20 protein-coding genes are annotated in these 23,345 nt (G+C 70.3%); 5 read left to right on the top strand and 15 right to left on the bottom strand.

What is annotated here, in order from left to right:
- Positions 1-6 precede the first annotated feature (6 nt).
- Positions 7-2,016, bottom strand: a complete 2,010-nt coding sequence (locus OWR29_RS03290) for a DUF8224 domain-containing phage-derived protein (protein WP_267560812.1) — start codon at positions 2,014-2,016, stop codon at positions 7-9.
- Positions 2,017-2,101: 85 nt separating this feature from the next.
- Entirely contained in the window at positions 2,102-3,448 is a 1,347-nt protein-coding gene (locus OWR29_RS03285) for an SGNH/GDSL hydrolase family protein (protein ID WP_267560810.1), read from the bottom strand.
- Between the two features lie 107 nt (positions 3,449-3,555).
- Here OWR29_RS03285 and OWR29_RS03280 point away from each other — a divergent pair, with 107 nt between their 5' ends.
- Positions 3,556-4,932 (top strand): PA0049 C-terminal domain-containing protein, encoded by a 1,377-nt coding sequence (locus tag OWR29_RS03280; RefSeq protein ID WP_267560809.1) that lies wholly within the window; start codon positions 3,556-3,558, stop codon positions 4,930-4,932.
- Here the strand turns inward: OWR29_RS03280 and OWR29_RS03275 are convergent.
- Positions 4,908-6,182, bottom strand: a complete 1,275-nt coding sequence (locus tag OWR29_RS03275) for an MFS transporter (RefSeq protein ID WP_267560807.1) — start codon at positions 6,180-6,182, stop codon at positions 4,908-4,910. The two genes, OWR29_RS03280 and OWR29_RS03275, sit on opposite strands and share 25 nt — an antisense overlap.
- 91 nt (positions 6,183-6,273) lie before the next feature.
- On the opposite strand from OWR29_RS03275, the gene OWR29_RS03270 reads away from it, so the two are divergent.
- Positions 6,274-7,395: a serine hydrolase domain-containing protein gene (locus tag OWR29_RS03270; RefSeq protein WP_267560805.1), complete on the top strand. Its 1,122-nt coding sequence runs from the start codon at positions 6,274-6,276 to the stop codon at positions 7,393-7,395.
- Here OWR29_RS03270 and OWR29_RS03265 read toward each other — a convergent pair.
- Positions 7,392-8,474 (bottom strand): hypothetical protein, encoded by a 1,083-nt coding sequence (locus tag OWR29_RS03265; RefSeq protein WP_267560803.1) that lies wholly within the window; start codon positions 8,472-8,474, stop codon positions 7,392-7,394. The two genes, OWR29_RS03270 and OWR29_RS03265, sit on opposite strands and share 4 nt — an antisense overlap.
- 102 nt (positions 8,475-8,576) lie before the next feature.
- On the opposite strand from OWR29_RS03265, the gene OWR29_RS03260 reads away from it, so the two are divergent.
- The gene (locus OWR29_RS03260; protein WP_267560802.1) at positions 8,577-9,959 is read left to right on the top strand and encodes an APC family permease; all 1,383 of its coding nucleotides are present in this window, start codon (positions 8,577-8,579) and stop codon (positions 9,957-9,959) included.
- Positions 9,956-10,969, top strand: coding sequence for an acetamidase/formamidase family protein (locus OWR29_RS03255; RefSeq protein ID WP_267560800.1), 1,014 nt, complete (start codon positions 9,956-9,958; stop codon positions 10,967-10,969). Before OWR29_RS03260 ends, OWR29_RS03255 begins: the two co-directional genes overlap by 4 nt.
- Here the strand turns inward: OWR29_RS03255 and OWR29_RS03250 are convergent.
- On the bottom strand, positions 10,959-11,534 hold the full coding sequence (locus OWR29_RS03250; RefSeq protein ID WP_267560799.1) for a TetR/AcrR family transcriptional regulator: 576 nt from the start codon (positions 11,532-11,534) through the stop codon (positions 10,959-10,961). The two genes, OWR29_RS03255 and OWR29_RS03250, sit on opposite strands and share 11 nt — an antisense overlap.
- A gap of 88 nt (positions 11,535-11,622) precedes the next feature.
- Here OWR29_RS03250 and OWR29_RS03245 point away from each other — a divergent pair, with 88 nt between their 5' ends.
- A complete protein-coding gene (locus OWR29_RS03245) occupies positions 11,623-13,065 on the top strand; it encodes an MFS transporter (RefSeq protein ID WP_267560798.1) in 1,443 nt (480 codons plus the stop codon).
- Positions 13,066-13,358: 293 nt separating this feature from the next.
- Here the strand turns inward: OWR29_RS03245 and OWR29_RS03240 are convergent, their stop codons facing one another.
- The 10 genes from OWR29_RS03240 to OWR29_RS03195 are packed head-to-tail and all read right to left on the bottom strand — an operon-like array spanning position 13,359 to position 23,311.
- Entirely contained in the window at positions 13,359-14,042 is a 684-nt protein-coding gene (locus OWR29_RS03240; RefSeq protein ID WP_267560796.1) for a GntR family transcriptional regulator, read from the bottom strand.
- Positions 14,039-14,884 carry a DUF4438 family protein gene (locus OWR29_RS03235; RefSeq protein WP_267560795.1) on the bottom strand — a complete coding sequence of 282 codons (846 nt, stop codon included), beginning with the start codon at positions 14,882-14,884 and terminating at the stop codon, positions 14,039-14,041. Before OWR29_RS03235 ends, OWR29_RS03240 begins: the two co-directional genes overlap by 4 nt.
- Positions 14,881-15,714 carry a DUF4438 family protein gene (locus OWR29_RS03230; protein WP_267560794.1) on the bottom strand — a complete coding sequence of 278 codons (834 nt, stop codon included), beginning with the start codon at positions 15,712-15,714 and terminating at the stop codon, positions 14,881-14,883. Before OWR29_RS03230 ends, OWR29_RS03235 begins: the two co-directional genes overlap by 4 nt.
- Complete coding sequence (locus OWR29_RS03225) at positions 15,711-17,075, bottom strand: TldD/PmbA family protein (RefSeq protein ID WP_267560793.1); 1,365 nt, start codon at positions 17,073-17,075, stop codon at positions 15,711-15,713. The genes OWR29_RS03230 and OWR29_RS03225 overlap by 4 nt, the downstream gene beginning before the upstream one ends.
- The gene (locus OWR29_RS03220) at positions 17,075-18,547 is read right to left on the bottom strand and encodes a TldD/PmbA family protein (RefSeq protein WP_267560791.1); all 1,473 of its coding nucleotides are present in this window, start codon (positions 18,545-18,547) and stop codon (positions 17,075-17,077) included. The genes OWR29_RS03225 and OWR29_RS03220 overlap by 1 nt, the downstream gene beginning before the upstream one ends.
- A complete protein-coding gene (locus tag OWR29_RS03215) occupies positions 18,544-19,665 on the bottom strand; it encodes a Gfo/Idh/MocA family protein (protein ID WP_267560790.1) in 1,122 nt (373 codons plus the stop codon). The genes OWR29_RS03220 and OWR29_RS03215 overlap by 4 nt, the downstream gene beginning before the upstream one ends.
- A 22-nt stretch (positions 19,666-19,687) precedes the next feature.
- Positions 19,688-20,614, bottom strand: coding sequence for an ABC transporter permease (locus OWR29_RS03210; RefSeq protein ID WP_267560788.1), 927 nt, complete (start codon positions 20,612-20,614; stop codon positions 19,688-19,690).
- Complete coding sequence (locus OWR29_RS03205; RefSeq protein ID WP_267560787.1) at positions 20,614-21,516, bottom strand: ABC transporter permease; 903 nt, start codon at positions 21,514-21,516, stop codon at positions 20,614-20,616. Before OWR29_RS03205 ends, OWR29_RS03210 begins: the two co-directional genes overlap by 1 nt.
- The gene (locus OWR29_RS03200) at positions 21,513-22,328 is read right to left on the bottom strand and encodes an ATP-binding cassette domain-containing protein (RefSeq protein ID WP_267560786.1); all 816 of its coding nucleotides are present in this window, start codon (positions 22,326-22,328) and stop codon (positions 21,513-21,515) included. The genes OWR29_RS03205 and OWR29_RS03200 overlap by 4 nt, the downstream gene beginning before the upstream one ends.
- Complete coding sequence (locus OWR29_RS03195; protein WP_267560784.1) at positions 22,325-23,311, bottom strand: ABC transporter ATP-binding protein; 987 nt, start codon at positions 23,309-23,311, stop codon at positions 22,325-22,327. The genes OWR29_RS03200 and OWR29_RS03195 overlap by 4 nt, the downstream gene beginning before the upstream one ends.
- Positions 23,312-23,345 lie beyond the last annotated feature (34 nt).

The raw sequence follows: 23,345 nt of genomic DNA, 5'->3' as shown, positions 1-23,345 counted from the left end.
TTTCGATCAGAACTGGATGCTGATGAGCCGGCGCCGGCCGCCGGTCGTGGTCACCTTGGCCACCACGGAGTTGCGAACCGTGGAGCTGAAGCCCAGGCCCGACAGCTGATCCTCCGACGGCTCGCACTTCGTGCGGTCGCCCAGAACCTCGAACACCTTGCGGTGCGGCTGCAGGTCGCCGCGCAGGAACTCGTTGTAGATGCCCCGGGCCGGCCGGTCGTTCCGGCAGCCCTTCAGCATGAAGAAGTAGTGGCGGTGGCCGACCTCGTTGTCGTCGAAGTAGTTCGGCGAGTACATGACGGTGGACACCGGCACGAACTGTTCGGTGGTGATGCCCCACAGTTCCTGGCCGGCGCTGCCCGCCTTCATGTCCTCACCGGGCCGGAAAGCGGTGATCACCTCGTTGGCGACCGTCATCCGGCCCACCTCGACGGTCTGCTTGTGACCGACCGCCCGCTCGTGGCTGTAGTGCTCGATCCGCCCGTTGCTCTCCGTCTCGATCACGAAGCCGACCTGGGTGCTCTCCCGCTTGTTGAACTGGTTCACCTCGATCCGGTACTCGCCATCGGGCACAGTTCCGGTCCAGGTGACGTTCTCCACCGGCTCACGGGTGAACCGGCCGCCCGCGTTCATGTCGACGTCCAGCTTGTTGCGCTTGTCCTTGTACCAGATGTGGGCGCCGTCGGGCTCGAACACGTGCAGGTCGAGATCGTCGTGGTTGAACCAGGACAGGCTCACGCGCAGCTTGCCGGTGACGTTGCCGCCGGCCCGCTTGACCCTCTCCTTGATCGAGTCGGTGACATTTCCCCCGTACGACCAGGCGAAGTCGTTGTCCCAGGTGAACAGCCGCGGCGCCGCCGGGTGCTCACCGGTGGTGAGGCTGACGAAGTGCGGCTCGTGGCGGTTGGCCACCCACAGGTCGATGGTGGCGGCGCCGGGCAGGATGTCCTTCATGAAGGTGACGACCGGAACCTCTTCCGGCTTCGCGTCCCGCAGGCGCGCGCCGGACGACCCGGTGGTCGCGGCCTGCATGAGCAGCCCCTCGAGGCCGTCCTTCATCCGCGACTGGGTGTCGTTGTCGACCCACAGCACATTGGTGACAGAGACGTCGGACAGGCGGGCGAACCGGCGCTGCAGCGACTCCTCGAGGCCCAGCTCGTCGATGGTCTTCATGGCCGCCTTGACCATGGCCGGGGTGATCAGCGCCTGGGGACGCCGGTAGTTCTGGGGCGCCACCTTCGACTCGAACGACCGGACCGCCTGCTCCAGGCCGACGCCCGCGGACAGATCCTGGACGAGGGTGCCGATCACCGTGTTGCGGAACCGGGCCGCCGGGTTCATGGCGTAGGCGAACACGAAGGCCCGCTGGTCGGCCGCCTGCGTCCACTGGTTCCGCAGGTAGCGGAACTCGGTCACCGCCCGCAGATGCTCGGTGCCGCGGTAGAGAGCGTTGTCGTCGATGAGGTCGGCCACGGTGTCCAGAGCGTCCGGGGTCAGCTCGTTCAGGCCGCGCTGGAACACCTGCACCGCGGCGTCGAACGCACCCCGCGCCGCGCCGACGTCCCGCGTGCGGTGCTGCTTCGCCACCCGGCCGTGCAGGTGGTGCCACACCTCGACCTGACCGTCGCGCAGCGACCGGGTCGTCCTGGCCCCGTACTGCGCCTCGGTCGACCGGAAGAGGTCGGACAGCGGCAGGGTGCCGACGAACTCGTCCATCGCGGCGGCGACGACGGAGAAGACCGGGTCGGCCGCGGCCACCCCGGACCAGAGAGAGCGGACCCGGTCGTTGTCGATCTCGACGACGGCGCCGAAGTTCTTGATGAACCCGCGGCAGGTCGAGCAGTCGTACTCGGTCCGCTCACGGAACCGCAGATTGGTGCCGGCCGGGAACGACTCGAGGAAGGTGAGCCAGAGCGAGTCCCGGTCGAAAGCGTCGCCGGCGACGTACAACTCGCCCTTCGACATCGCGGACAAACGCGTGTCCACATCGGCCACGAACTGCTGGAAATCGCTCATCGAAATACCCTCCTGGATCTCGGAAGATCCTAAGGAGCGCAAGCAATTCGAAGAAACGGATTTCCAGCCGTCCGCGGCCGCCGCGCTACGCCGTCCAGCGGCGCAGTTGGTTCACGTCGATGGTTCCGGCCATGGCCAGGAAGCCGGCGCGGTTGGGATGCAGGTGGTCGCCGGGGCCACCGACGCTGCTGTTGGTGTCGAACTCGGGGCGCAGGTGGCCCGGGTTGGCCGGATCCTCGGTGACGGCGGAGAAGTCAGCCACTCCGTCGAAGGCCCCGCTACGGATGAAAGCGTTGACGGCGCGGCGTTTGGCGTCGGTCTCGGGTGTGCCGTACAGGCCGAACTCGGTGCCGGCGGACGGGGTCAGGGTGGCGCCGACGATCTTGATGCCGCGGGCGTGGACGCGGCGGATGATCTCCCGGTAGCCGGCGATCACCTGCTCGGCTGTCGCGTTGCCGCCGCCGAGGTCGTTGATGCCTTCCAGCAGGATCACCGCGCGGACGCCGGGACGGGCCAGCACGTCGCGGTCGAGGCGGTCGAGCGCGGGCGGGCCGTCGCAGGGCGTGCAGCCCCCGGGCGTACGACCGATTCGCGTCACCATGTTGCCGCCGATCGCCTCGGTGACCACGGAGGTGCGCTCGCCCAGGCGGCGCTGCAGCACGTCGGGCCAGCGGTCGCTGCCGTTGATCGTGCTGAAGAAGCCGTCGGTGATCGAGTCGCCGAAAGCCACCACGGTGGGGACGCCGGAGCGCTGCGCCTGCACCTCGGAGAGGAAGTACCACGAGGTGGTCGAGTGCGGGAAGGCCAGGTCGCCGCGGTCGGCCGTGTGGTCGCCGCTGTCCGGGTCCGATACGTACGACGTGGTGAACGAGGCGGCGTGCCAGGTCATCGGGCCGCTCGCGCCCGACACGTGCAGGCTGACGGCAAGGCGCTGGGACTGGGCGTCGGCCACCTTGACGCGGACCGGGTCGCTCAGAACGGTCCGGCCGGCGGGGACCACGACCGATCCGCGGCCGCCGAAGGTCAGGGGCCGGTTCGTGCCGGGGGTGAGGTTGGCCCCGGTCGACTGCAGACCGGCGTACGCACGCCCGAAGGTGACCGCGCGGGTGCCGAACTCATTGCTGAGTCGTACGCGCCAGCTGTCGCCCGTCACGCTCGGGTCCACGATCAGGCGCAACGTCTGGTTACGGGCCTGGTTGTCGGGGAAGGCGGCGGTGAGCAGGGGCGCCGTGTTGCCGGGACCGGCCGGCCCGGGCACGCCGGGCTGCCCCACCGAGTACCCGATCGGATAGACCCCCTGCGCCGAACCGGCCCAGGCCGCGGCCCACGTCTGCCCGCGCGCGCCGCCGGCGGCGGCGGCGGCCCCCGTTTGCTCGCGCGCCTCGGCGGCGGCCACGGGCGTGAGCAATACGCACGTGGCGACGGCGGCCATAACTTTGCTGATCCTTGCCACTCGCATGGCACCCCCTCGGAAGTCATCGACGCTCATCGTTACCATCGGCTTGACCGGCAATCAATCGACAGTCATATATTGATGAGATGAGGCTTCTCCGCGTGCTTGCCGTGATGTCCCTGGCCGCGGGCTCCGTGGCCGTCGCCGGCCCCGCCCGGGCGGCCGGCTGCCTCGACCCGTCGGTGCCGTTGTCGGTCGAGGAGAACCGCTTGACCGTCACGCTCCCGGGGCAGGACAGGCCGTTCGCGCGGCAGATGATCGAGGGTGCGGGCTTTCAGGGCTTCACACCGGCCCTCGTCCGGCGGCTGTGCGCCGCCCGTTCGCCCGGCGCGGCCGAGAAGCTGCTGGCGCGTGAGGGCGAGAAGCTGTGGCACGCGGCGGTCGACCGGGCTCAGCGGCGCGGTCCGGTGCGCGGGAGCCTGCCCTACAGCGACGACCGTCCGCTCTACTGGACCCGGATCGAGGCCATGGCGGCCATCCGGCAGCTCCCTCTCTTCTCGGGTCAGCGTCTGCAGCTGATCGAGACGTTCGACCGCGCATCGCGTGGGATGCCGGACATCAACTTGCCGGCGGGCAGCAAGGTCAAGCGGGTCATCGTCAGCGGGTTCGATCCGTACACGCTGGACGGCGGGGTGGGCGGCAACAACATCCGGCACGGCAACCCGTCGGGAGCGACCGCGCTGTCACTGGACGGCACGCGCCACGGGAACGCGTTCATCGAGGCCTACACGCTGCCGGTGAGCTATCCCGAGTTCCGGCGCGGCTATCTCGAAGACACCGTGGGCCCATTCATGCGGCCGGGCCCGCGCCAGGTCGACGCCTCGATCACGGTGAGCCAGGCCGGGGGCGCGGTGTTCAACCTCGAGCAGTTCAACGCGCGCTACCACGGTGTCTCGCCCGGCAACGACAACTTCCGGCCCTGCGCGGCGGTCGGCGGGGTGCCGCAGCTGGCGGTGAACAACCCCGAATGCACCATCACCGTGGTCGACCGGTGGGGCGGGCCAGCCACTCCGGATCTGCGCGATCCGCCGCAGTGGACCAGCGCCACCCTGCCGGTGGAAGCGATGATCGCGGCCGACACGGGCGCCGACGTGCCGCGTCCGCCGGGCGACACCTGGCCCGACGAGTCGGTGGCGTTCGGTGTCGTCCACCGCACCTCGTACGTCGAATTCCCGGATTGCACGGCGCCGGAGAGAGTCACGCGCGACGGCGTGCCGCCGAGCCCGCAGTCATGCTCGTACAGCGGCGGTGGCGGCAACTACCTGTCCAACGAGAGTGCCTACCGCAACACGCTGCTGCGCGACCGCCTCGGCCTGAGCATTCCGGCCGGGCACATCCACACCCCGGACATGCAGCATTTCGAGACCGACTACGAGCCCAGCGACGCCACCTTCGACGCGTGGCGCCTGGCCATCGCCCAGCAGACCCGCAACCTGGTTCACGTGGTGGCCGACGAGGCGTGAAGGTCGGTCTTCGAGGTTTCGGGGGCGAACCACAGCGCCACCAGCGTAATGAGGAGCGCTGCTAAGACGTACGCGGAAACGGCGAACGCCGAACCGGTGAGCTGCACCAATTTGATCGAGATGAGAGGGGCCAGCGCGCCGCCCAGGATGCCGGCGATCTGGTAGCCCATCGACGCGCCGGAGTAGCGCAGCCGGGTGCTGAACATTTCCACGATGAACGCCGCCTGCGGGCCGTACATGGCCGCGTGGGTGGCCAGGGCGACCACCGTGGCCAGCACGATCACGACGCGGTTCTGCGTGTCCAGCAACGGGAAGAACGCGAACGCCCACACCGCCGCACCGGCGGCCCCGACCGCGTAGACCGGACGCCGCCCGACGCGATCGGAAAGCGCGCCGAACACCGGGATGAGCGCGAGCTGGAACGCCGAACCGATGAGCACAGCCGCCAGGCCCACGCTGCGCGGCAGACCGAGCGTCCCCGTGATGTACGTCAGCACGTACAGGGAAAAGGTGTAAAAAGCCACGTCGGTGCCGATCCGCGCGGCCATCGCGACCAGCAGTCCGCGCGGATGGCGACGCAGGACCTCGATCAGCGGCATACGAGCTTTGGCGCCCGATTCCTCGACCTCGGCGAACAGCGGCGACTCGCTGATCGACAAGCGGATCCACAGGCCGACGATGACAAGGACGCCGGAGAGCAGGAAGGCCACCCGCCAGCCCCACGACAGGAACGCCGCCTCGGACAACGTGCCGTTGAGGATCCACAGCACCCCCGCGGCGAGCAGGTTGCCGGCCGGCACACCGACCTGCGGCCAGCTGGCGTTGAGACCGCGCCGGTGCTCGCCGCCGTGCTCGACCGACATGATCACGGCGCCGCCCCACTCGCCGCCCAGCCCGAGCCCCTGCAGGAACCGCAGCACGACCAGCAGGATCGGAGCCGCTACCCCGATCGAGGCGTAGGACGGCACCAGGCCGATGGCCACGGTCGCCGCCCCCATCAGCACCAGCGTGGTCACCAGGACGTTGCGCCGCCCGGCCCGGTCACCGAAGTGCCCGAAGACGATGCCGCCCAGCGGCCGGGCCACGAACCCCACCGCGTACGTGGTGAAGGCCAGCAAGGTGCCGGTGAGCGATTCGAACTGCGGAAAGAACAACTTCCCGAACACGAGCGCCGCCGCCGACCCGTACAGAAAGAAGTCGTACCACTCCAGCGACGTGCCGATCAGACTGGCGACGATGACCCTGCGCATCCGCCCGGCTTACCCGCAATCATTGATCGACAGTCACCTATTGGATGATCGGCCGCCTGTGCGACGCCGTCGGCAGTGCCACGGTGATGGGATGAGACATGCATCGATACGCACGCTCCTCGTGATCTGCGCCGCGCTGGTGCTCCCGGCCACTGCGGCCGCGCCGGCGTCGGCCGCCCGCGGCGACCCCGCTCTGCAGGCCGCCCTCGACGACGTGGTCGCGGCCGGGGGAACCGGTGCCCTGGCCGTGGTCGACGACGGCCGGCGGACGATCCAGCTGACCAGCGGCGTCGCCCGGCTCGAACCGCGGCAGGCGTTGCGGCCGTCGGCGCGCTTCCGCGTCGGCAGCGACACCAAGACGTTCGTGTCGGTCGTGGCACTGCAACTGGTTGGCGAACGGCGGCTGCGGCTCACCGACACCGTGGAGCACTGGCTGCCCGGCCTGGTGCCGAACGGCCAGAACATCACCCTGCGGATGCTGCTCAACCACACCAGCGGCCTGTTCGACTACGGCGCCGACGAGACGTTCTTCGCCGAGTTCCTGGCCGACCCGACCCGCCCGCGGACGCCGCGCGAGCTGATCGCCATCGCCAACAGCCACCCGCCCTCCTTCGAGCCCGGCGGCGGCTGGTCCTACTCCAACACCAACTACATTCTGGCCGGCCTGATCGTCGAGAAGGCGAGCGGCCGCGCCCTCGAGCGGCTGGTCGAGCAGCGTGTCATCCGGCCTCTGGGCCTGCGCAGCACCGCGTTCCCGGCGACTACGCGGATCGCGGGCTATCACGCCCACGGTTACCTGCCGCCGTCGGTGACCGGCGCCGGCTACCGGGACATCACGGCGGTCGACCCGTCCTCGGTGTGGGCGGCCGGCGCGATGACCTCGAACGCCACCGACCTGCGGACGTTCTACGAAGCCCTCCTGCGGGGCCGCCTGCTCGCCCCGGCTCAGCAGCGGGAGCTGCTGACCCCGGTCGTGGTGGCGCCCACCTTCAGCTACGGGCTGGGCCTGTTCATCGAACAGCTCTCGTGCGGGCCGGTCTTCGGGCACAACGGCGGCATCCCGGGGTACGTCTCGTGGACCTACACGGACCGTGCGGGCGAACGGAGCATCGTCCTCATGATGCCCACCCAGCCCGACGACGCCCTGTTCCCCGTACTCACCAAAGCTTTGGACCTGGCCGTGTGCCGCATGTTCGGCCGGCCTCCGCTCTAGGTGAAAGTGTTGTTCTGCGTGGTGCCGTCGCCGATCTGCACGCCCTTCGACCCGGTGACGGTAACCCGGTACTTGCTTGTCGGCGGGACGACGGCGGCTGGGCCTGAGCTCGGCCCCCGGCCGGCGAGCTGGTCGAGCAGCGCCAGCAAGACCTCGGCGGCGGCCCGCGCGGCGAACCTCTTGTAGCGGTCGTCCTTGTTGGGGTCGGCGTGGTCCATCACGCCCTTCACGACGAGCCAGTGCGGGACGTTCTGCCCGGCGGCCACCGTGGCGATGGTCGCGGCCTCCATCTCGAGGCCGACCACCGTACGCACCCCCATGGCCGCGAGCCGATCCCACGACTCGCCGTCCTTGGCCACGTAGCTGCCGCTGGCCATCGGGCCGGCCACCACGGCGAACGGCAGCTTGTCGGGACCGTCGACGTCGTTGTACAGCAGCCGCGTGACATGCGAGCGGCCCGCGGCGGTCAGCTCCCAGCCGGGATCACCCCACGCCACGAGACCGCGATCTTCGAGCCCCGCGATACGGGGGTTCCAGGTGCCGGCGGGGAAGTAGCGGTCGCGGGCCGGATGCCTCCTCGGGTCCTGCCCGGCGTGCAGCCGCTCGAGGAACCAGACGGCCGCCTCCTGTTCGGTCGCCTCGCCGTAGCTCGGCAGCCCGGCCGGATCGAACTCCTGAGCCGCGCGGAACCACCGCTCGTCCAATCGGAACTGGCGGTGATCGCCGACCAGGCCCTCCGCGGTCACCTTGCCCTCGTCGTACTCGTACGCGATCTCGGCGACCACGACGTCGCCGAGCGCGACGTCCGACGGGTTACCCGCGCAGACGCCGGACATCGCCAGGCACCCGGGCTTCAGCTCGCCGGCCAGGTGCGTCGCGAACTGGCCGGTGGTGCGGCCGCCCATCCGGGTCGGCCGGGCCAGCGCGAGCGACAGACGCCGGCCGTCACGGCACGGGTAGTCGGCGTGCAAAAACGGCAGATTTCCCTCGTACGGCGTCCAGGTCACGCCCGACGCCGCCCGCACGGCATCGAGCTCTTCCTTCAACGCCGCGATGATCAGCACATCGACGCCGCCCATGCCACCTCCCCATCACACCCCGCGGCCGCGACACTACCGGGCGGGGGGTGACGATCGAGGACATTCGATCTATGGTGCGTTTCTAGCCTGAGAGGCGGCGCCATGGCGGACATCGAGAAGTTCGGGTATCGGCAGGAGCTCAGCCGGTCGCTGAGCTTCACCGATCTGCTGATCTACGGGCTGATCTTCATGGTGCCGATCGCGCCCTTCGGGATCTTCGGCAGTGTGTACAACGGGTCGGGCGGCATGGTCGCCCTCGCGTACGTCATCGGGATGGTCGCGATGATGTTCACCGCCCTCTCGTACGCGCAAATGGTCAAGGCCTTTCCGATGGCAGGGTCGGTCTACAGCTATGCCGGGCGGGGGATCGCGCCGCCGGTCGGGTTCCTGGCCGGGTGGGTGATCCTGCTCGACTACGTGCTCGTGCCGGGGTTGCTGTATCTCGTCGCGAGCGTGGCCATGCACTCGCTCGTGCCGGGAGTGCCGGTGTGGCTGTGGCTGGTCGCGTTTGTCCTGCTCAACACCGTGGTCAACTATCTGGGCATCAAGATGACGGCCCGGGTCAACCGGATCATGCTGGCGGCCGAGGTCGTCATCCTGGCCATCTTCCTGGTGGTCGGGGTGGTGGCTCTCGCCAACGGGAAGGGCGACGGCTTCTCGTGGAGCCCGCTCTACAACGCCGACACGTTCTCGTGGTCGGTCGTCTTCGGCGCGGTGTCGATCGCCGTACTGTCATTTCTTGGTTTTGACGGCATTTCGATGCTCGCCGAGGAAAGCCGGGAAGAAGCGCGCCAGATCGGACGGGCGATGGTGGGCGCGCTGCTGCTGGCGGGCACGCTGTTCGTCGTACAGACCTGGGTTGCTGCTCTGCTGGTGCCGGACGCTCCCGGACTGCTGGCCAACGGCGACCCCGAAGGTACGGCGTTCTACGACGCCGCTCGGGCGGCCGGCGGTGGCTGGCTGGCCAACCTGACGGCCCTGGCCACCGCGATCGCCTGGGGCTTCGCCAATTCGCTGGTGGCCCAGGCCGCTACCAGCAGGCTGCTGTACGCGATGGCCCGCGACGGGCAGATGCCGCGCTTCCTGAGCCGGATCAACGAGCGGCACCGGGTGCCAGCCAACGCCACCCTGCTGGTCGCGGCGGTGTCCTTGGTGCTCGGGCTCTACATGGCCTCGCGCGACGACGGCATTTCGCTGTTGTCGACGCTGGTCAACTTCGGCGCCATGACCGCCTTCCTGGCTCTCCACGTCGCGGTTATCGTGCACTACGTCGTACGAAATCACAGCCGGGACTGGTGGCGGCACCTGATCGTTCCGGTGATCGGATTCCTGATTCTGCTCTACGTGGTGATCAACGCGGACATCGCCGCGCAGACGCTCGGCTTCGCCTGGCTCGGTGTCGGAGTGATCGTGCTTATCGTGTTCTACGTGACCGGCCGCCGCCCCGCGCTGGCCGGCCTTTCATCGCCGGAGGACAGCCGATGACCGACGTCGTGAGCTACCGCCCCACTCCTGAGGAACTGTCGTACACCTTCGGTGGGCGTGAGCCCGTACGCCGGGTCAAGCCGGGCACGATCGTCGAGCTCTACACCGAGGACTGTTTCGGCGGCCGGGTCCGCGACGTGGGCGACCTGCCCTCCGTGGTCTGCGAGTTCCCCTACCTGAACCCGGTCACCGGCCCCATCCACGTCGAGGGGGCCGAGCCGGGCGACACGCTGGCCGTGCACTTCGTCGAGATCGTGCCCGCCCGCGAGTGGGCCGTCTCGTCGACGTTCCCGCACTTCGGGGCGCTCACCGGCACCCACACCACAGCGATGCTGCACCCGCCGCTGGACGAACTGGTCTGGAAGTACGACGTGGACGTGGCCGCCGGCGTCGTCCGCTACCACGCACGGCGCAGCGACTTCACCGTCGAACTGCCACTGGACCCCATGCACGGCACGGCCGGGGTCGCGCCCGCCGCGTTCGAGAGCCGCATGACGATCGTCCCTGACGCCCACGGCGGCAACCTGGACACTCCTGAGCTGCGGGCCGGCGTGACCGCGTACTTCGGCGTTAACGTGCCCGGCGCACTCTTCGCCCTCGGCGACGGCCACTGCCGCCAGGGCGACGGCGAGGTCTGCGGTACGGGCGTCGAGTCAGCCATGAACACGGTGCTCATCCTCGACGTCATCAAGGGCGCGGCCACCCCCACGCCACGCTTCGAGACCGACGCCGCCCTGATGTCGGCCGGCTCGGCCCGCCCGCTCGAGGACGCGTACCGCATGAGCCAGCACGACCTGGTCACCTGGACCGCCGACCTGACCGGCCTGGACATCCTCGACGCCTACCAACTGATCAGCCAGGCCGGCGAGGCCCCGGTCGGCAACGTCTGCGACCCGAACTACACCATGCTGGCCAAGGTCGCCAAAACCTTCCTGCACAACCCTCCCGCGTACGAGGGAATCCACACCCGGTTGCGCTCGACCGCCCAGGACTACCTGCTCAGCCGCTGAGAATCGACAACACCGTCTTCGTCACGAGGTCGGGCACGTCCCTTTCCCGTACGCGGCCGGTGCGCACCTCTTCGGCGGCGCCGTGCAGGACGTGCTGAATCACATTGACCATCCATGTGATCGGCAGGTCGGTGCGGAAGACGCCGTCGCGCTGACCGCGGCGGATCAGGCGCTCGACGCGGTCGGCGGCGGCCGCGTGCAACTGGCGCACCCGGCCCTCGGGCAGCACCTTTTCGGCCGCTGACAGAAGCGCGTTTGATTCCGACACCAGCGACCAGCTCGACCCGAGCAGACGGGTCAGCACATGGCGGGGGTCGCCCTCGAGGTCGACCCCAGCCAGCTTCTCTTCGCCGGCCCGCAAAGCATCGGCCAGAGCGGCCTCGACCAGCTCAGGCCGGGTGCGGAAGTGGCCGTACACCGTCATGCGCCCGACCCCGGCAGCGGCGGCGATGTCGTCCACCGTCGCGTCCGGATCGCGGCTGAGTGCGGCCCGGGCCCCGGCCACGATGCGCGCGATGCTGCGTTCGGCGTCGGCCCGGCGGGGGCGCGCCCTGGTGTCAGCCATGCGACCACTTTATCTCGTACGGGAATGTACGAGATACGCTGCCGGTTAACTCGTACACACACGTACGAGTTAGCTCTGGAGGCTGATCATGACATCCCATCCCGCGCGCTGGCGGATCCTCGGATTTCTCGGGATCGCCCAGCTGATGCTCATCCTCGACGTCACCGTGGTGGCCATCGCGCTGCCCAGCATGGGCGCCGACCTGAACCTGAGCCGCGAGACGCTGACCTGGACGGTGAGCGCCTACACGCTGACCTTCGGCGGCCTCATGCTGCTGGGCGGCCGCTTGGCCGACCTGGCCGGCGCCAAACGCGTCCTGCTGGCCGGGCTGCTCATCTTCTCGGTGGCGTCCCTCGTCACCGGGCTGGCCTGGTCGCCGGAGGCGCTGCTGGGTGGCCGCATCGCGCAGGGCCTCGGCGCCGCCCTGCTTTCCCCGGCCGCGTTGTCGCTGGTGGTCGCCCTGTTCGACGGCGACGAGCGCAACCGGGCGCTGGGCATCTGGTCCGCGCTGGGCGGCGGCGGGGCGGCCCTCGGCGTGCTGCTCGGCGGCCTCATCACGGCAGGCCCCGGCTGGCCGTGGGTCTTCTACGTCAACGTGCCGGTCGGCCTGATCATCGCGGTTGCACTGACCAGCATGCTCCCGGCGACCCTGGCTGACAGCGGGGACGCGACCCCGGGAGAGCACTCCGATGCGAACGCGGACGCGCCCTCAACCGCGAATGCGAATGCGGAAAGTCGTACGCGGCTGGACGTGTTCGGCGCGGTGCTGGTGACCGCTTCCACCGCGGCCGTGATCTTCGCGTTGATCGGGGCGGGTGACCGGGGCTGGCTCAGCCCGGTCACCGGCCTGCTCGTGCTGGCCGCCGCGATCGGCTACGTCGTCTTCGTCGCGTGGCAGCGGCGGGCGTCGTCGCCGCTGATGGACGTGTCGCTGCTGGCCCGCCGTCCGGTTGCGACCGGCGCCTTCCTGATCCTGCTGGCCACCGCGCTCATGATCGCCGTCTTCTTCCTGGGCACGTTCTATTTCCAGCACGCCCGCGGGTTCGGCGCGCTGACCACCGGCCTGCTGTTCCTGCCGGTGGCCGTGTCCACGATGGCCGGGGCGCAGCTGACCGGCCGCCTGATCGGCCGCCTCGGCGCCCGGCCGCTCGCGATGGCCGGCACCGCGATCGCCGCCGCCGGCATGGCCGTTCCCGCGTTGTCGCTCACCACCGCCACGGTCGTGACCGGCGTCGTCATCGCCGCCGCCGGCACCGGCGTGCTGTTCGTGGTCGCCTCGGCCACCGCGCTCGGCCAGGTCGCCCCGCACGAGGCCGGCATCGCCTCGGGCATCGTCAGCACGTTCCACGAGTTCGGCGCCTCACTCGGGGCCGCCGTCATCTCGAGCGTGGCCGCCGCCAGCATCGCCGGCACCACCCTGACCGGCTTCGAGAACGGCTTCCTCACCGCCGCGATCGTCGCCGCCGCCGACATCGCGATCGCCGCCGTCCTAACTCCGACCCGACCGCGACCAACCCCCGTCCCCGCTTGAGCACCGCCGCGCCAAACGCTCAGCACATGCGCGCAGTCCGCCAAACGCTCAACACCCGAGCACGACCATGCGAAACGCTCAACACCTGCGCGCAGCCGCACGAACGCTCAACACCCGCACGCAGCCCGCCAAACGCTCAACACCTGCACGCAGCCGCACGAAACGCTCAACACATGCGCGCGGCCGCGCTAAACGCTCAACACCCGAGCACGACCGTGCGAAACGCTCAATACATGCGCGGGCGCGTTCCAATTGAGCGTTGTTGGCGTGCGGGCGCGGCCGTGCGCGGGCGGTCAGGACTTGAAGGCGGCCGCCGAATCCAGGACGCCGGCCTGGGCCATGCTGTCGACCGTGCCCAGGTAGTGCTCCTCCAGGATTTGGACGAAGTTCTCGGCTGTGCCTACGCGGAAGACGTCAACCACCTGTTGGTGGCGGCGGGCTGCCTCGTCGAGGCCGATGTGCTGGCGGTCGATCGACGAGCGCATCAGGGCGCCCATCTGGGCGTCCAGGGTTCGCCACAGGGCGGCCAAACGGTGCTTTCCCGCCGCGTCGATGATGCAGCTGTGGAACTCCGTGTCGAGGTCGATCATGGCCGCCACGTCGCCGTTCGTGGCTGTGGCGGCCATGCGGTCCACTACCGCCTGCAGGCGGTCGACTATGGGGTCCTTGTGGAAGGTCAGCAGGCGGGCGGCGCCGGCCTCCAGGACGAACCGCGCGTAGCAGGCGTCTCGTATTTCCTCGTACGACATGCGGGTGACCACGCTGTGGCGGCGCGGGGTGATCTCGACCAGGCCGTCGACGTTCAGTTGGCGCAGCGCCTCGCGGACGGTGGAGCGGCTGACCCCCAGTTCCTCAGCCAGGGGCGCCTCGATCAGGCGCTGGCCGGCCTCGTACTCGTTGTTGAGGATCTTGCGGCGCAGCTCCAGATAGACCGCCTCCGGCAGGGAGCGGTGCAGGAAGCTCGCGGGATCGCTCATGGCCGGAAGTCTAGGTGCTCGGCGGTGACTCCCCGGTGCTGGTCGCCCTGGATGTCGATCGTCAGAGCCTCCCGCGGCCCGCACAGCATGGGCATCAGGCCGGGACCGTGCCCCGGCTGAGGGCTGCCGCCGTGCACGATCAGGCCCACCGTGCGCCAGCCGCGGCGGTAGCCGGCGTTGTGCCGGACGTCCAGGTCGTCGACGGCCACCAGGTCGCCCAACAGCAGCCCGGCCAGCCCGGCCGCGGCCGCGGTCTCCGCGGTCACCTGCAGGTCGAGGTCCCACATGTGAGCCGGACGGCCGATCCCGTTGCCGGCCAGCGCCGACGGCACGGCGGCGCGCACCGACGCTCGTACGCCATCATTGCCGACCGAGATCGGGAGCCGGTCGAGGAAGTCCGGATCCGTGTTGATCAAGGCGACGGAAGGCGAAACGACAGCGCCCTGGCCATGGGCCCGAACCAGGATCGGGTCGCCCGGCAGCAGCAGTTCGAGCACGTCGTCGGGGAAGACGACGATCACCCGGCCCTGCTCGCCCCGCTTGCCGAGCACCCGGCCGCGCCGCCCGGCCGCCGCGCCGCCGTGCACCACCGCCTCGTTGCCGAGGCAGGCGAGCGCGGTCAGCCCGTGCCGGGCGGCCTGGTCGGTGTGCGAGAGCGTGACGCCGGGCGCCGCGTGGTCGGCGTCGTGGTCGAACACCCCGTCACCGAGGCGGACGCCGAGCACGATCCCGGCTGTGCCGATCGGCACGTACGGACGGCCGTCGACGTCGACCAGGTACGGCGACGACGGCATCTCGGGCGTCTCGACGGCGCCGCTCAGGTTCATGGCAACCGTCTTCACGATGCCCCTTTCACATGGAACGCTTCGGCCGGGCCGGACAGGATGGTCGACGGGCCGGGGCCGTGGCCGAACAGCCGGCAGTGCCCGGTGCAGATCACCCCGACGGTCAGGTAGCCGGGCCGGTAGCCACGGCCGTACCGGTGGTCCTGGTCCTCCAGCAGCACCAGGTCGCCGAGCCGCAGCGACTCGAGCCCGAGCGACAGGTCGTCGCCCTGCCCGGCGTAGGCGCCCATCAGGTCGGTGTTGGCGAACTCGGACACCATGCCGGCGCCCGCGCCGACCGCCGCTGCCGGCACCCGGGCCGCCACCTCGACCTCGAGCCGCCCGTCGTCGAGCGTCCGGATCGGCAGGCTGTCGAGGAAGCCGGGGTCCAGGTTCTTGGCCACGACCGTGGGGTGGTCGAGAAAGCGCAGACCTTGCCCGTACGCGCGAATGCTCACGCGGTCGCCCGGGGCGACCAGTGCGAGGTCGTCCTCGGCCATGTCGACCAGCACGTACGCGTGCTGGCCGAGCACGCGTCCGGTCTTCCCGGCGGCCGGCCCCGATCGCACGGTGACCTCGTTGCCGACGCAGGACAGGAACTGCAGGGCCATGTTGGCCCCCTCCCCCGCCGCCCGTACCGACAAGCCTGGTTCGAGGTGGTCGGCCGCGTAGCCGGTGGCCGGGTCGCCCGCGTGCGCGCCCAGCGTGACCCCGCCCATGCCGGGCAGCAGGAACGGCGTGCCGTCGGCGTCCACCCGGTAGCCGTGCCGGTCGGCCAGCGCCGGCCACACCTCACCCACCAGAATCTGGGTGACCAGCCGGTCCCGATTGGTGCGCACCCCGCTCATCGGGCTGCTCCGAATCGAAATTTGTGCCCGCGCAGCGCCGGTGCGGTGGCCGCGCCGTTCCACACGTTCATGACCGGCTGCGACCGCAGTTCGCTGCCCAGCCCGTCGACGGTCGAGAGCAGATCGAGGACGGAGTGGGTGAACCGCGCCCCCGCGACCGGGGCGGCCAGGCGGCCGTTCTCGATCAGGAAGCAGCCGTCCCGGGACACCCCGGTGATCGTGCCGGTGACCCGGTCGACCAGCCGCGTGTACCAGAAGCGCTGCACGTAGACGCCGCGTTCGACCCCGGCGATGAGGTCCTCCTCGGTCTGGTCGCCTGGTTCGAGCCGCAGGTTGGCGGCGACCGGGCGGGGTGGTTCCTCCCGGGCCACGTGCGCGTGCCCGGTCGAGGCGGTGCCCAGCGCTCGCGCGGTGGTCAGGTCGGTCACGGCGGCGCCGACCCGGCCCGCGTCCAGCAGTGCGACCCGCGACTTCGCCGTGCCCTCGAGGTCGAAACCGATCGGCAGACCGTCCACGGCCAGGGCGTCGTCGGCGACGGTCACCATCGGCGCCGCCACCTGGGCGCCCGCGCCCGGGGCGGCGAGCAGCCCGACCCCGGCCGCCGCCAGTTCGCCCGCGAAGCCAAAGTCGGGCAGGAACCCGATCAGCTCACCGGCCGCCTGGGGGCCCAGCACCACGGTGTAGTGCCCGTCGGCCAGCGGGCCGCGACCCCGGCCGGCGGTGGCCTCGCGGACCGTACGCTCGATGGCCTGCTCGATGTTCAGGGCCGAGGACGAGCGGTGCAGGTCGATCCAGTGCGAGGTGCCCTCGTCGACGGTGGCGGTCAGGCTGCCGGACGCCTCGGTGGCGAGCGTGTGCCGGGCGACGTCGGCGCTGTTGACCACGGCCATCTGGGTGACGGCGCGGCCGAACATGCCCGCCGCGGCCGCGTTCTGCCGCATGGCCGAGGAGGCGAGGGCCGCTCGCGCCCCACCGTCGAACGCCACCGTGTCCTCACTCCAGACGGACATTTCCAATGGGGGTGAGACGGCGTCGGCGGCGGCCACTACGGCGTGGCCGGGTGAAGAGGCGCGCGCCGCCAACTCACGGGCCAGCGCGGCGGCACGGGCCACGGCGTCATCCAGAAAGGCGAGCGCCCCGCAAGCAGCCCGCGCGGCGTGCCCGTTCACGATCGCCCGCACGGTGAACTGGGTTTCGGTGATGTTCTGCGGCTGGTGGATCCGGCCCCCGGCGAACCGGGTGTACTCGCCGGCCCGCCCCAGCAGGGCGATCTCGACGGCGTCGGCATCGGCGCTGGCGGCCGCCTTCTGCAACGTCTCCAGCAGAGCGTCCGGCGCGACGGGCGCAGTGAACGAGGACATCAGGCGACTCCGATCCTGAGGTCGCGCACGAGCATGGGCGACGCGCCGTGGGACAGGAATCCCCACTGCTTCGGCTCGCCCTTGCCGCACGGGTAGCCGTACGACCGGAATTCCGACGGCCCGGCCACCGCTTCGACCGACCCCCAGAATTGCGGGGTGATTCCCCCGTACGAGAAATTCTTGAGCAGCCGCCCTCGGCGCCCACCCTTCACCTCGTACGCGACCTCGGTCCCGAATTGGAAGTTGAGCCGCTGGTTGTCGATCGACCAGCTGCGGTTGTCGTCGATGTAGTAGCCGTCGCCCATCCGCTGCAGCAGCTCGTCGAGGCTGCCCTCTCCCGGCTGCAGGAACACGTGCGTGGCGAAGCAGACCGGCAGATAGCCCCACCCGTCCGAGCGGGCGGCCCCGGTCAGCGTCTGCCCCGAGCGCGCCGCCGAGTCCCGGTTGGACAGCGTGTTCCGCACGATTCCCCGGTCGATCAAATTGAAGGCCCGGGCCGGCGTGCCCTCGTCGTCGAAGGCGAAGCTGCCCCGGGTGCCGGGCACGGTCGGGTCGGAGGTGATGGTGACCGCCTCCGAGCCGTACCGCAGCGACCCGATGTCCTCGGGCCGGATGAACGACGTGCCCGCGTAGTTGGCCTCGTCGCCCAGGATTCGGTCGAGTTCGAGGGCGTGCCCGCTGGACTCGTGAATCTGCAGGGACACCTGCTGCGGCCCGATCACCACGTCGGCCCGGCCGGGCGCGGCGACCGGCGCGGTGAGAAGCATGACCGCCTCCTCGCCGACCCGCGCCGCCTGCTCGGTCATCGACAGCGAGGACAGGTACTCCCAGCCGGCCGCGGCCGTGTTGCCGTGGAACGAGTTGGGGTAGCTTCGCCGCTGCACGTCGCCGTGGCCGCGCGCGGTGACCAGCACCATCGCCCCGGTCTCGACGAAGTGCTGGTGCTGCCGCGAGCCCTCGGTGTCGGCGTAGTGGCGGTGCTGGCGCTTGGCGTTGATCCCGGCCTGCACGGCCGCCACTTCGGCCGGCGCGGAGGCGGCAGCGAGCCAGTCGGCCAGCAGCTCGTACCGCCGCGCGGTCGGCACCGCGAACGGGTCCTCGCCGACGGAGGTCGCATACGAACCGCTGGACGGCTCGCGCGGCGGCAGCGACACCGGCTTGCCCGAGCCGGCCAGCGCGACCGCCGAGGCGTGCGCATCCCGAGCCGCGACCGCAGCATCGGCCGCGGAGGCCAGCGGACGGGCCGCGAAGCCCCACTGCCCGTCGACCAGAACTCGTACACCGATGCCTATGTTCTGCTCGATCCGCTCGTCCGGATCGCCGCCCAGGCTGATGTACGACCGCATCTCCTCGGCCTCGATCAGCCGTACGTCGGCGAATTCCGATCTGTCCGACACGGCGGCGAGCGCCGAGTCCAGAATGTCGCGCGCGGTGGCGGAGGAAGCGAGAGATCCCCAGGAATGCGCGCTCATGCGGCGTCCAGCGGCAGGTTGACCCACGAGCGCGAGCGGAAAGAACGCTCGTACGCGTTGATGGTCTCTTGCACCAGAGCGCCCTGCCCGAAGTCGCCCTGGTTGGCCGCGCCACCGGAAAGAATCTCGGTCGCGAAGTCCTGGCAGAGGCACGAGTAGAACAGGAAGTCCCAGTCCTCCTCCGAGGTGCCGCCGGTCGGGAAGAACTCTTGCGGGATCGGCCGCTCGACGAACTCCACCTCGTTCTTGGTGGCCGTCTTGATGGTCTGGCAGATGCCGAACTCGTCGACCAGCCGAACGATGATCGCGCCCTCGGAGCCGTAGATCCGGGCCTCGATGCCGGGGAAGTTGCCCACCGTCACGTACGACGACTGGATCGAGGCCAGCATGCCGTTGGAGAACTCGCCGATCCACATGTCGCCGTCGTCGATGTTCAGCCGCTGCGTCTTTCCGGTGTCGCGGACCATCCGCTCCGGCACGAAGTTGCGCATGGTGCCCACCACCGACTCGAGTTCGGCGCCGCTCCACCAGTGCATGATGTCGATGATCGGCGCGCCGTAGCCCTCGATCGACGACGTGGCGATGACGTCCGGGTCAGCGTTGGGGTCGACCTGGCGCATCGGCGTGGCCGGGTCGATCCACTGGCTGTTCTGCTCGTAGCCGTTGAAGATGTACGGCGTGCCCACGAACCCGGCGTCGATCAGGCTCTTGGCGTACTGCACGGCCGGCGCGTAGCGGAAGGTGAAGCCCAGCTTGGTCTTCACGCCCTTGGTCTTGGCCAGCTCCGAGAGCGCCCGTGTCTCGTGGAAGTCGTGGTGCACCGGCTTCTCGCACAGCACGTGCTTGCCCGCCTCGAGCGCGGCGGCCGAGATCTCGTAGTGCGCGCGGTTGGCCGTGGCCACGTCGATCACGTCGATGTCGGGGTCGGCGCAGAGCTCGCGATAGTCGGTCACCAGCTTGCGTACGCCGAACTTCTCGCCCGCCTCGGCCAGGATCGCCGGGTCGGTGTCGGCCAGCGCGACGACCTCGACCCGGGGGTCGCGCTGCCAGCCCGGGATGTGCGCCCGCTGGGCCCAGCGGCCGGCGCCGACAACGGCGACACGAAGTTTGTCAGTCATGGAGGGGGGTTCCTTTCAGGAGCTAGCGACGTACGCGCGGGTCGATCGCCGCGTAGGCGAGGTCGACCAGCAGGTTCATCACGACGATGAAGAGGGCGGCGAAGAGGACGGCGCCGGTGATCATGGGAATGTCGAGGGTGCCGATGGCGTCGAAGGTGAGCTTGCCGACGCCGGGCAGGCCGAACACGGACTCGATGACGACCACGCCACCGAGGAAGTAGCCGAGGTCCATGCCGAGCATGGTCAGCAGCGGGCTGAGCACGTTGCGCAGGCAGTGCCGCAGCAGGATGACGCTCTCGGGCATGCCCTTGGCCCGCGCGGTCTGCACGTACGGGCTGCGCAGCGCCTCGAGCATGTTGGTCCGGGTGAGCCGGGCGTACCAGGCCGCCCCACCCAGTCCGAGAGTGAACGACGGCAGGATCAGATAATTGATGTACGGGTTGGAGTAGCCACTGAGCGGGAAGACGCTGCTCTTGTAGGCGAGCGCGTACAGCAGCAACAGCCCGAGCCAGAACGGCGGCGCCGACAACCCGATCAGCGAGCCGAACGTGGTGGCCCGGTCGAGCAGGCCCCGCGGCCGGTAGGCGGCGATGATCCCGATCGGCACGCCGAGCAGCACCTCCCACAACACTCCCAGCACGGCCACCGCCGCGCTGACCGGCAGCGCGTGCCCGATGGCCGAGGCCACCGACGTGCCCTGCAGGGCGTAACTCGTACCAAGGTCGCCCTGCACCGCCTGGCGCAGGTAGGTCCAGTACTGGTAGCCGAGCGAGCGGTCCAGCCCCAGCTCGTGGTGGATCGAGGCGACCGTGGCCGCGCTGGCGTTGGGGCCGGCGATGAGCCGGGCCGGGTCACCCGGCACCACGTGGGTCATCAGGAAGGCGAGGGTGACCACGCCGAACAGGACGATGAGCGCCTGGGGCAGGCGGCGCAGCAGGAAACGGCTCATCAGCGGCGCTCCGGTGCGGTCGGGTCGAGCAGGTCGCGAAGCCAGTCGCCGGCCAGGTTGAAGGCCAGGACGGTGAGGATCAGGCAGACGCCGGGGGCGAACAGCAGCCAGGGCGCGATCTGGAAGTAGTCCTTGCCCTGCTCGATCATCTGGCCCCAGGACGGGTCGGGCACCGGCACCCCGACGCCCAGGAAGGACAGCGAGGCCTCGATGAGGATCGACGACGCGACGCCGAGCGTGGCGTACACGATGATCGTGGGCACCAGGTGCGGGAACAGGTGCTTGCGCATGATCCGCCAGTGCGAGAGGCCCAGCGTGCGCGCGGCCACCACGAACTCGCGCTCCTTGAGCGAGAGCACCAGGCTGCGCACGATCCGGGCCAGCGCCGTCCAGTAGATCAGCGCGATCACGAACACCACGTTCTTGGCGCTGGGCCCGGTCACCGCGATCAGCGCGATGCAGAACAGCAGGATCGGGAACGACATGATGACGTCGGTGATCCGCATCAGCACGGTCTCGGTCCAGCCGCCCAGATAGCCGGCGACCAGGCCGACCAGCACCCCCATCACGGTGGCCAGGCCGTTGGCCAGGATGCCGATGACCAGCGAGACCCGCGCGCCGTAGAGCAGGCGGGAGAGCACGTCGCGGCCGTTGGGGTCGGCGCCGAGCGGGAAGTCGCCGCCCGGTCCGACCGGCGCGCCGTTGGCCTGCAGACCGTCCGGGTAGGTGGCCAGCGGCGGATGCGGGGCCAGCAGCGGCGCGAGGATCGCGGCCAGGGCCAGCAGCACGAGCAGCACGATCGACAGCAAGGCCGGCCAGTCCTTGCGGAGGCTGCGCCAGGCCCGCAGGCCGAAGCCGGGCAGGGCGGGGTCGCCCTGGGGAATCTCGAGCGGGGCGGTCATCGGACCTCCTCTGCGGTGCGGCGGCGCCGGCGGCCGGCGCCGGGCTCCGGGATGGCGGCGATCAGTTCCCGGGTGTACGGGTGTTCCGGCCGGGCGAACACGTCGGCGCTCGGCCCGTGCTCGACGATCCGGCCGCCGCGCATGATGGCGATGTCGTCGGCCATGAACCGCAGCGTCGACATGTCGTGCGAGATGAACAGGTAGGCCAGCCCGTCCGCGTCCTGCAGGTCCTTGAGCAGGTTGAGGATCTGGGCCCGCACCGAGACGTCGAGCGCCGAGACGGCCTCGTCGCACACCAGCACCTGCGGGCCGACGGCCAGGGCGCGGGCGATCGAGACCCGCTGCCGCTGACCGCCCGAGATCTGGTGCGGGTAACGCCGGGCGAACGCGGCCGGCAACCCGACCCGGTCGAGCAGTTCCCGCGTCCGGGACGTGTGGTCGGGCCGGGACACGCCGGCCGCGGTCAGCGCCTCGGCGATGTTGTCGCCCGCCGTGAGCCGGGGGTTGAGCGAGTCGTACGGGTCCTGGAACACCATCTGCATGTGCCGGCGGAACTTGCGCAGGTCTCCCCCGCGCAGCTTGGTGACCTCCTGGCCGCCGATCAGCACCGAGCCGCCGGACGGCTCGACCACCCGCATCAGGGCCCGGGCCACGCTGCTCTTGCCGGAGCCGGACTCGCCGGCCAGCCCGAGCGTGCGGCCGGGCTCGATGGTGAACGAGACGTCGTCCACCGCCTTGAACGTCTCCTGGCGCAGCCCGCGGCCGGGCCGCTTGTAGGTCACGGCGAGGCCGTTGATGACAACCGCGCTCATCGGACCTCCACGGGGACGGAATCGAGCGGGAAGAAACAGGCGGCGGGGCGGCCGGTCGCCGTCGGCTCGAGCGCCGGGTCGTTGGTGCGGCACACGTCCTGGACGCGCGGGCAGCGGTCGGCGAACGAGCACCGGTCGGCCGGCACCGTGCCGAACGGCGGCGACCCCGGGATGGCGGGCAGCCGCCGGGGCAACTCGCCGTGCAACCGCGGGATCGAGTCGAGAAGCGCCCGGGTGTACGGGTGGGCGGGCCGGGCGATGATGTCGTCGGCCGGCCCGGCCTCGACCACCCGGCCCGCGTACATGATGAGAATGCGGTCGCAGAAGCTGGAGACGACGCCCAGGTCGTGGCTGATCAGCACGGTCGCCGTGCCGTGCCGGTCGGTCAGCTCGTCCATCAGGTCGAGCACCTGGGCCTGAACGGTGACGTCGAGCGCGGTCGTCGGCTCGTCCGCGATGATCAGTTTTGGCGTGCAGGCGGCCGCGATCGCGATGCACACCCGCTGCCGCATGCCGCCGCTGAACGAGTGCGGATAGTCGCGCAGCCGCCGTTCGGCGTCGGCGATCCCGACCGTCCGCAGCAGACGGGCCGCCTCCTCGCGGGCCGCCGGCTTGGAGAGCCCGCGGTGCCGGCGCAGCCCCTCGGTGAGCTGGGTGCCGATGCGCAGCAACGGGTTCAGGCTGGACATCGGGTCCTGGAACACCATGGCGATGTCGGACCCGCGCCACCCGGCCAGCCGCTTGGCGTCGTACCCGAGAACGTCGTCCCCGGCGAACCGCACCGCGCCGCCGACCTCGGCCGAGAGCGGCAGCAGCCGCATCACCGCCTGCGCGGTGACCGACTTGCCGGAGCCGGACTCGCCGACGATGCCCACCCGCTCACCGGCGGCCACCTCGAACGAGACCCCGCGCACGGCGGCCGAGCGCGTGCCGTCCCGTTCGAAGCCGACGGTCAGGTCGTCGACCTCCAGAAGTGCTGTCACATGGTGTCCTCGGGGTCGTTCCCCGGCCGCTCCT

Origin of the sequence: Paractinoplanes pyxinae, assembly GCF_026626335.1 — a bacterium.
Lineage (GTDB): Bacteria > Actinomycetota > Actinomycetes > Mycobacteriales > Micromonosporaceae > Actinoplanes > Actinoplanes pyxinae.
Note: the sequence above shows the minus strand (reverse complement) of the source record. Positions and strands in the feature narration are given on the sequence as shown.